The following is a 6,769-nucleotide window of genomic DNA, read 5'->3' on the forward strand; positions in this document are numbered from 1 at the left end:
GTTGAGTGAAGGGGGCTGTTAGAGGCTAACGATCCCGACCGGTTCCCAGCAGAACTGCGCTCAGGGCCGCACCCATCGCGACCCCCATGGCCGCACCCATGCCAATGTTGTCCATCGCAGCCCCGACCCCGATGCCGATGGCCGTTCCAATTGCAATCCACATGCCCATATTCACGATCCTACCTTTAAAAGCTGCCAATAAAATCCCTTACGGGAAAACGGGGCAGGGTTAGGGTTGAATTAGAAGGATGTCAGAGGTGGCGCTCGACGTCCTGGCGCTGGTGCAAAATGCGGATCACGTCGAGGGTGTCTGCACCTTCCCGGACATAGATCATATGCGAGCCGGACCGCGCCTTGCGGGTTCCGGGGCGCAGATCAACCGGACGGCTGACCATCTCGCCGGTGGCAAGGGCCAGGCAGACCCCGTGAACCTCATCGAGATAGTGATCAGCCTGCTCCGTGTCCCAATGCTGGGCGGTATAGTTCCAGATCTCGGCTAGATCGGCGCGAGCGGCCGGAGTGAAGCGGAGGAGCTTGGTCACCCCGCGCGTCCGGCGCGCAGCTCGGCTTTGAAGGCTAGGAGGTCGATGGGTTCAGGGACCCCGGACGCATCACCTTCATCGAGAGCCGCCTGAAGGGCTCGAACGCGGGTTTCGTGTTCCTCCAGCAGCCGCAGTCCAGCGCGGACCACGTCACTGGCAGAGCCGTAGCGGCCTGCTTCGACTTGGGCACTGATGAAGCCGGTAAAATGCTCTCCTAGGGAGACGGAGGTGTTGCGGGGCATGGGGCACTCCTAGCTTTAATGCTGTGTACCAATATTTAATACATATGCTGTCAAACTGCCAAGACCTTGTTGTTTATGGCGCCTCAGTTCTTCTTCCAAGACCACCACCGCCGGGGTTGCGGGGGGTTGCGTGGTGCCTCATGACGCGCGTCTGAAGAAGGTTGCGCGGGTTGCGCCAGAGCAAGCACTTTTTCTGACGCAGCATCGAGCCGCCGACGAAGATCCTCTACTGTCTCCTGCTGCCTCTTAGAATTTTCTCTTTCTTGGTGGAGCAGAGCTTCTGTCATAGCAAGCTTTACCTGCAAAATTTCTACATCATGTGAGGGGGTTGCATAGGCTTCTTCATATGGGTTGCGCAGCGCTTCATGACGCGTATCTGGTGAGGGTTGCGCAACCTTACGAGGGTAGACGCGGAATAGTTCGGCCGGCTCAATCAAATAGGCGCCGTCATCCTGCCTTAAGGCGGAAACTCTACCGGCTTTGATGGCACGGCTGATGGTGGACTTCGACAAACCAGTTTCTTTTGCCGCTTGGCTGATTGACCAGCTCATCTTCAGACCTTCCCAGCAGTTCGGCAGAAATCCGAAAACAGCTTTTCAATGTTGCTAGCATTACGAGATATGCCGCGCTCGTTCAAAAACCGCCGGAAGTCGGTCGCAACCTTGGCGTTATCCACATTGCAGCCCGCCCTACGCTTCAGATCGATCCAGTAAGGCGAGTAAGCGATGCTGCCAGCTTCGGGAAATGTGGTGACTTGGATTTCTGCTGTTTCATCTCGCCGCGCTTTCCGACCAATTTTGGGACGATCCAGCTCCCGCTTTGCTTCGCGTTTCTGCTCAAATGGTTTGTCCTCCCAAGCAAGCGTAACACTCACAACCGTACGGCCAACCTTGCGCGGCGTGGCGGTCAGCGTGAGACGTGAGGTCTGGTTGATTTCAGAAATTGCGGATTGGATGGCACGACTGTTAAAATGCCCGAACTGTATAAGTTTGCCTTCTGGCACCCCCATCACAGCTCGCAGTTCAGCCACGGTGAATGTTTTGCTGGTGACATGATTGAGGTTCACCATACTGGCGACGTGCTGGAACAGCAGGATTGAATATTTCGAGGACAGGGCAAACACTGTCTGCCGGTCGAGGATAGCCCAGTGACAGGATTTCTCGGCCATCTCACGGAAAGTTCTCCCGAACCACCAGGCGACTAGAAGGTCGTCGCTGACTTCACGGCGGTAATCCAGCGTCGCTTGATCCAGAAACCCGCCGATGATCTCGCATTGAGCTTCAGTGTCATCAAAGACAATCACTGCCCCCCGCAGTTCGACGAAGAGCTTCCGCATCGTGGCGCGGGTATGGTTTCGCATACCATCGATCTTCTTGATGTCTGCCAGCCGCAACTCGTGACGCACATCATCGGCCATGCGTCCGCCAGCAGTACCTATCAGCAAGTGCATCAGCTTGAGAGCTTCGGCACTGGGTGGATTTTCGATGTAGACCCCGCGCGCCACCTCGGCAGGCAGCACGGTTTTGGTCTCGTCGTGGGCGCGATCAGCGGCAACTTTAAGAGTCTTAATCATAAATCACAAAATGAATTGCAAATTTGTGATTGTCAAATGCATGATTTAGTCCCCATATGTGATTTATCAGTCCCCATATGTGATTTATCAGTCCCCATATGTGATTTATAAAGCAATAAACCACTGTAAATTAATGATTATTTCTGCCTGAACTGTAGAACTAAGAAGAACAAGGAGGGGCTCCGCCCATTTTGCTTCTGATTTTTGGGCTGTAGAGACCTGTTTGCACCCTCATCTGAGCTGCTTGGAGATCCTGTTGCGATGCCGCGAACAGGGTCAGTATCCTCATCCCAGAAAACCTCCTTCGGCTTGATCTGATGCTCGATCAGGGATTCGTCCCGGACCGAGCTCAACGGCTCACTGATCTGCGTCCTGCCAGATGACACAGGCCAGTCGCTCACCGGACGGCAGGGTTTCTCCACCGAGCGTTTTGCAGTCGCGATGGGCTGCATCCTGCCGCAGCACTGTACTTGTATCCCAGAGGTGCTGAAGCCGCGTTGCCGGTTCGCGGGCAAAGAACCCCACAGCGCCGCAGAGCGCCCCGATGAGGGCAATGATGCCTGCTCTGCGCCACTTGGCCTTCTGATGGGCTTCCAGGGCCCCCAGGAGCCGTTCTGCGGCCCTGTCGAAGGCCTTGCTGGCGTCCATCTGCGCCACGGCGGCATCCACGGCCCTGTGGGTGATTTCGATGGATGTCCCGCGCATGTCGCGTGCGGCCTCACCGACGGCATGCAGGGCGGCGCGATCCTGCCGCAAGGCGTTGTCCAGAATGGCAGCGATCTTCTTGCCGTTGGTCTCCCAGTCCGTGTTCTTGACGACCGTGGCCATGTAGGTGCGGGCATCCTTCACGGAGGCCGCTGTTGCGGCGGCCTGATGCTGCACGTCGATCAGCGTGGTGGTGTTCTCTGCGGTGACGGAGACCAGGGCTTCCAGCATCTCGTCTTGGGGGGTGGGGGCTGCGGCAGGGTTTCTCGGATCAGCCATGACGCGCGGCCTTCTTGTCGAGGCTGGCCAGGAGCTGCTGAATGTCTTTCACATCGAGCTCGCGTGTCACCCGGTCGCGGAGCAGGCCTGCCAGCTTTGCGGCAGCGTCGGGAGTTTCCAGTGCCGCCTTCACGACGACAGCGCCGACGATGATCTTGACGCGGGTGTCGGTGGCTTTCTTCTTTGTTCTGAGCAGGGCGAGCTTGGCTTCAGCCGTTGCGATCTGCTGGTCAATGGTCTTGGGCATTTTGAAATCCTGTGATCGCGCAATGGTTGTAATTCTTAATCACCAGAGCGTAGGGTGCAAGACACGAAGTGCTCACCTATACGTCGCAAGCGACGTGTGAGCGAAGGACCGCTGCGCATCCTTTCGAAACCAGGCCAAGGGGGCGATCATGGCGATTTATCATTTTGACGCCTCGGTGATCTCCCGCAGCAAAGGTCGGTCCGCGACCGCCGCAAGCGCATACCGTGCTGCCGAGCGTGTCGTGGATCGCCGCACCGGCGAGGTGCACGACTACACCCGCAAGCACGGTGTCGAGCACACCGAGATCCTCGCCCCCGCGCATGCGCCGGACTGGGCGCGGGATCGCTCTGCGCTGTGGAACGCCGTGGAGCAGATCGAGCGCCGCAAGGATGCGCAGGTCAGCCGCGAGGTGCGCGTGGCCCTGCCATCCGAGCTGACGCCTGAGCAGAACCGCGATCTGGTGCGCGGGTTCGTCCAGGCGCAGTTCATTGCCCGGGGTATGGTCGCTGACATCGCCCTTCACGCCCGGGCGTGAGGGAGACCAGCGGAACCATCACGCCCATATCATGCTGACCACCCGCGAGATCGGCCCAGAGGGGTTCGGGGCCAAGAACCGCGACTGGAACGCCAAGGAGCTGTTGGTGGACTGGCGCTCGTCCTGGGCTGAGCACGTCAATCATACGCTGGAGCGCTGCAACGTCCATGAGCGGGTGGATCACCGCACCCTGGAGGCGCAGCGCGCGGAGGCGCTTGAGCGGGCTCACGCGGCCGAGCGCCGTGGCGACGAGCGGGTCCGCGTCGCGGAGATGGCGCGGGCGGTGGAGCTGGACCGTCCACCCTTGCCCGATGTCGGTGCCCGGGGCTGGAGTATGATGCGGCGCGGGATCGCCACGCCGGCCTCCGATCGCTGGCAGGAGGTGCGCGAGATCGGCTTGCAGGTCCGCGAGGTCGCCCGTGAGTTCCGGACGCAGGCCCGGGAATGGCTGGAGCGGACCCTGGACCGGGTGCAGGAGCGCACGGCGGCCCTCGGCCTCACCCGCGCCCCGGAGACGGCGCTGGAGAGGCTTCAGGCCGCCCGTGCATCGCGTGGGGCCGTGGATGCGCCCTCGAGCGCTCTTGAACGGCTACAGGCGGCGCGGGCCGGGCGCGGTGTGGATCGTGGTGCGGAGGTCGAGCGTAATGTTGAGAGCGCCGGGCATGCCCTCACCCAGCAAGACCGGGAGAGGGAACGCGTGCTGAAGCAGGAGCGGGCGTTGGAACGGCAGCGCGCCGCTGAGCGCGAAGGGCCCAGCCATGAAAGGTGAAAAGACGATGGCGTGTAAGCGGCAACAAAGGACTGTTTGGAGGCAATATTCCCTCGATGCGTCGCTTCCGCCACAAACCAGTGCGATTGACAAAGATAACTTAGACGCACGGGAGATCTGGTTGCCCATATTTCGTGCCCAGACCGGCGATCCATGCCTTCTTTTAAGTGAATGAACAAGACTATGCCTGAAAATCTAACAAACACTTTTTACCAAACGTTCGCAGGCAATAATTTTTATCAGAGAATCTCAACAAGATTCGAATTTTGCGTGCAAACCTAAAAAGGGAAATATCTAGATATGACCAATCCTACCATTATAACGCTCTCCTCTATTCCTCCGCGATTTAATAAAATACGCCCCACTCTGGAAGCGATGCTTGCGCAGAAGCAGCCCGCCGCAGAAGTAAGGCTTTATATTCCTCACAGCTATAGAAGGTTTCCGGATTGGGATGGGACGCTTCCAGATGTTCCATCAGGAGTAACCATCAAAAGATGTGAGGATCTTGGCCCAGCCACCAAAGTCCTTCCTGCTTGTCGTGATCTTTACGGAGAGTCTGTCGATATTCTTTTTGGTGATGATGACAAGCAATATGATATAAATTGGCATGGTCGGTTCAAAGATTGCCGGGTGCGCTATGCAAATTACTGCATCGTCGAAGCAGGCGAAACACTTCCCGATATAGATGAAGCCAGTCGCGATAAATCACGTCTACCTCGAGCAGCTAGATGGGGAAGAAAGCCTATTGCATATAGAATCAAGAGGCTTCTTTCAGGATTCAGAATAAAATCATCAATCTATGCCAAGAGTGGGTTCGTTGATATTTTAAATGGACATGGTGGTGTTATGGTAAAGCCAGAATGGTTTGGTAATGACGCTTTCAATATCCCTGATGTTATATGGACGGTAGATGATCCGTGGCTATCTGGAAATCTAGAAAGAGTCGGTGTTCCTATCTGGCTAAATGCTGGTGTAGTGCGCATCGACAGCTTTGATGTTGGAGATGTTCATTCCCTATTGACGTTTTCAGAGCAGGGACATGGCAGGGTGGAGGCTGATCTGGCCGCAATAGATTATCTGCGGGAAGCGTATGGGATCTGGACTCCCCAGGGTGATGTAACCCCTCCTGCAGGGTATATGAGTGAAACAATGCGGGTACTTGCTCGCCGCAGAACTATGATACGTTAAAGTTATCAATTGCCTGCTGCATGCTCCTGCTAAGGTAAACATTTCTACCTTCGTCCTTAGCATTTTTTGCAATATTATATATCAGACGCGCTTCGCGCGATGGAGAGTGATGGCCAGCACTTTCAACTTTTGAAAGTGCTGCTTCATCAGAAGTAATTTTATCGTCGTATCCAGGAACATAACGGGTTGAAAAGAAAGTAAACCCTACAATAGTTAGACTTGAAAATGGCGTATTGATAAAGAAATCGACGCACACCATTCCCGTACTGGGAGCGTACCCGCCCAATTTTTCAGCTAAAGAGTTATATTTTTCATATGGTATAATCTTTACTTTAACTGCATCTGCAAATTTTTTTTCTGCAATTAGCGTATCTAAGAAAGAGCTTCTTTTTAAAGTCCGGTGCACTATCGATTTTACCCCAGCCTGATTGAGACTGTTAATAGTGACGGGCCGAGTGTCGTTCCCGAAGCTATGGAAGAGCACATCGCATCGTAGCGAGTCTTTATCCAAAAAATTTAACGATGTATGAATTCCGTTATTCATCTTAACAACTATATCGATGTCTGATGTATCAATATGCTTAAGGTCTTCGATGACAGTATTTGCTGATCCTATCACAAGTATTTTTTTGCCATTAAAATCCTCAACCGACAAAGTGTATTCATCTTTAAGCTGCTTATATAATTTT

At 55.3% G+C, this 6,769-nt stretch carries 10 protein-coding genes; 3 read left to right on the forward strand and 7 right to left on the reverse strand.

All coding sequences use genetic code 11. The annotated features are described in order from the left end of the window. Positions 1 to 251: 251 nt before the first annotated feature. From TY51_RS06305 to traD, 6 genes are all read right to left on the reverse strand, one after another. The gene (locus tag TY51_RS06305; protein ID WP_042247336.1) at positions 252 to 542 is read right to left on the reverse strand and encodes a type II toxin-antitoxin system RelE/ParE family toxin; all 291 of its coding nucleotides are present in this window, start codon (positions 540 to 542) and stop codon (positions 252 to 254) included. Beyond that, entirely contained in the window at positions 539 to 784 is a 246-nt protein-coding gene (locus tag TY51_RS06310) for a type II toxin-antitoxin system ParD family antitoxin (RefSeq protein ID WP_042247339.1), read from the reverse strand. The genes TY51_RS06305 and TY51_RS06310 overlap by 4 nt, the downstream gene beginning before the upstream one ends. 83 nt (positions 785 to 867) lie before the next feature. Further along, positions 868 to 1,335 (reverse strand): DNA-binding protein, encoded by a 468-nt coding sequence (locus TY51_RS21760; RefSeq protein WP_156117914.1) that lies wholly within the window; start codon positions 1,333 to 1,335, stop codon positions 868 to 870. Positions 1,336 to 1,337: 2 nt separating this feature from the next. Then, the gene (locus tag TY51_RS06315; protein WP_042247342.1) at positions 1,338 to 2,357 is read right to left on the reverse strand and encodes a replication initiation protein; all 1,020 of its coding nucleotides are present in this window, start codon (positions 2,355 to 2,357) and stop codon (positions 1,338 to 1,340) included. Between the two features lie 357 nt (positions 2,358 to 2,714). Continuing rightward, complete coding sequence (locus TY51_RS06320; protein WP_042247345.1) at positions 2,715 to 3,341, reverse strand: hypothetical protein; 627 nt, start codon at positions 3,339 to 3,341, stop codon at positions 2,715 to 2,717. Then, positions 3,334 to 3,588, reverse strand: coding sequence for a conjugal transfer protein TraD (traD, locus tag TY51_RS06325; protein ID WP_042247348.1), 255 nt, complete (start codon positions 3,586 to 3,588; stop codon positions 3,334 to 3,336). The genes TY51_RS06320 and traD overlap by 8 nt, the downstream gene beginning before the upstream one ends. Before the next feature lie 148 nt (positions 3,589 to 3,736). Here traD and TY51_RS23960 point away from each other — a divergent pair, with 148 nt between their 5' ends. The 3 genes from TY51_RS23960 (at position 3,737) to TY51_RS20860 (ending at position 6,080) form a co-directional block, all read left to right on the forward strand. Beyond that, positions 3,737 to 4,123 carry a MobA/MobL family protein gene (locus TY51_RS23960; RefSeq protein ID WP_052649871.1) on the forward strand — a complete coding sequence of 129 codons (387 nt, stop codon included), beginning with the start codon at positions 3,737 to 3,739 and terminating at the stop codon, positions 4,121 to 4,123. After that, positions 4,077 to 4,892 (forward strand): MobA/MobL family protein, encoded by an 816-nt coding sequence (locus TY51_RS23965; protein ID WP_304413097.1) that lies wholly within the window; start codon positions 4,077 to 4,079, stop codon positions 4,890 to 4,892. Before TY51_RS23960 ends, TY51_RS23965 begins: the two co-directional genes overlap by 47 nt. 300 nt (positions 4,893 to 5,192) lie before the next feature. Continuing rightward, positions 5,193 to 6,080 carry a hypothetical protein gene (locus TY51_RS20860; protein WP_081994736.1) on the forward strand — a complete coding sequence of 296 codons (888 nt, stop codon included), beginning with the start codon at positions 5,193 to 5,195 and terminating at the stop codon, positions 6,078 to 6,080. On the opposite strand, the gene TY51_RS22525 is transcribed toward TY51_RS20860, so the two are convergent. Continuing rightward, the coding region (locus TY51_RS22525) for a hypothetical protein (RefSeq protein WP_197054668.1) at positions 6,067 to 6,769 on the reverse strand (703 nt) is incomplete at its 5' end. The genes TY51_RS20860 and TY51_RS22525 overlap by 14 nt on opposite strands.

The organism is Paracoccus sp. PAMC 22219 (assembly GCF_000787695.1).
Lineage (GTDB): Bacteria > Pseudomonadota > Alphaproteobacteria > Rhodobacterales > Rhodobacteraceae > Paracoccus.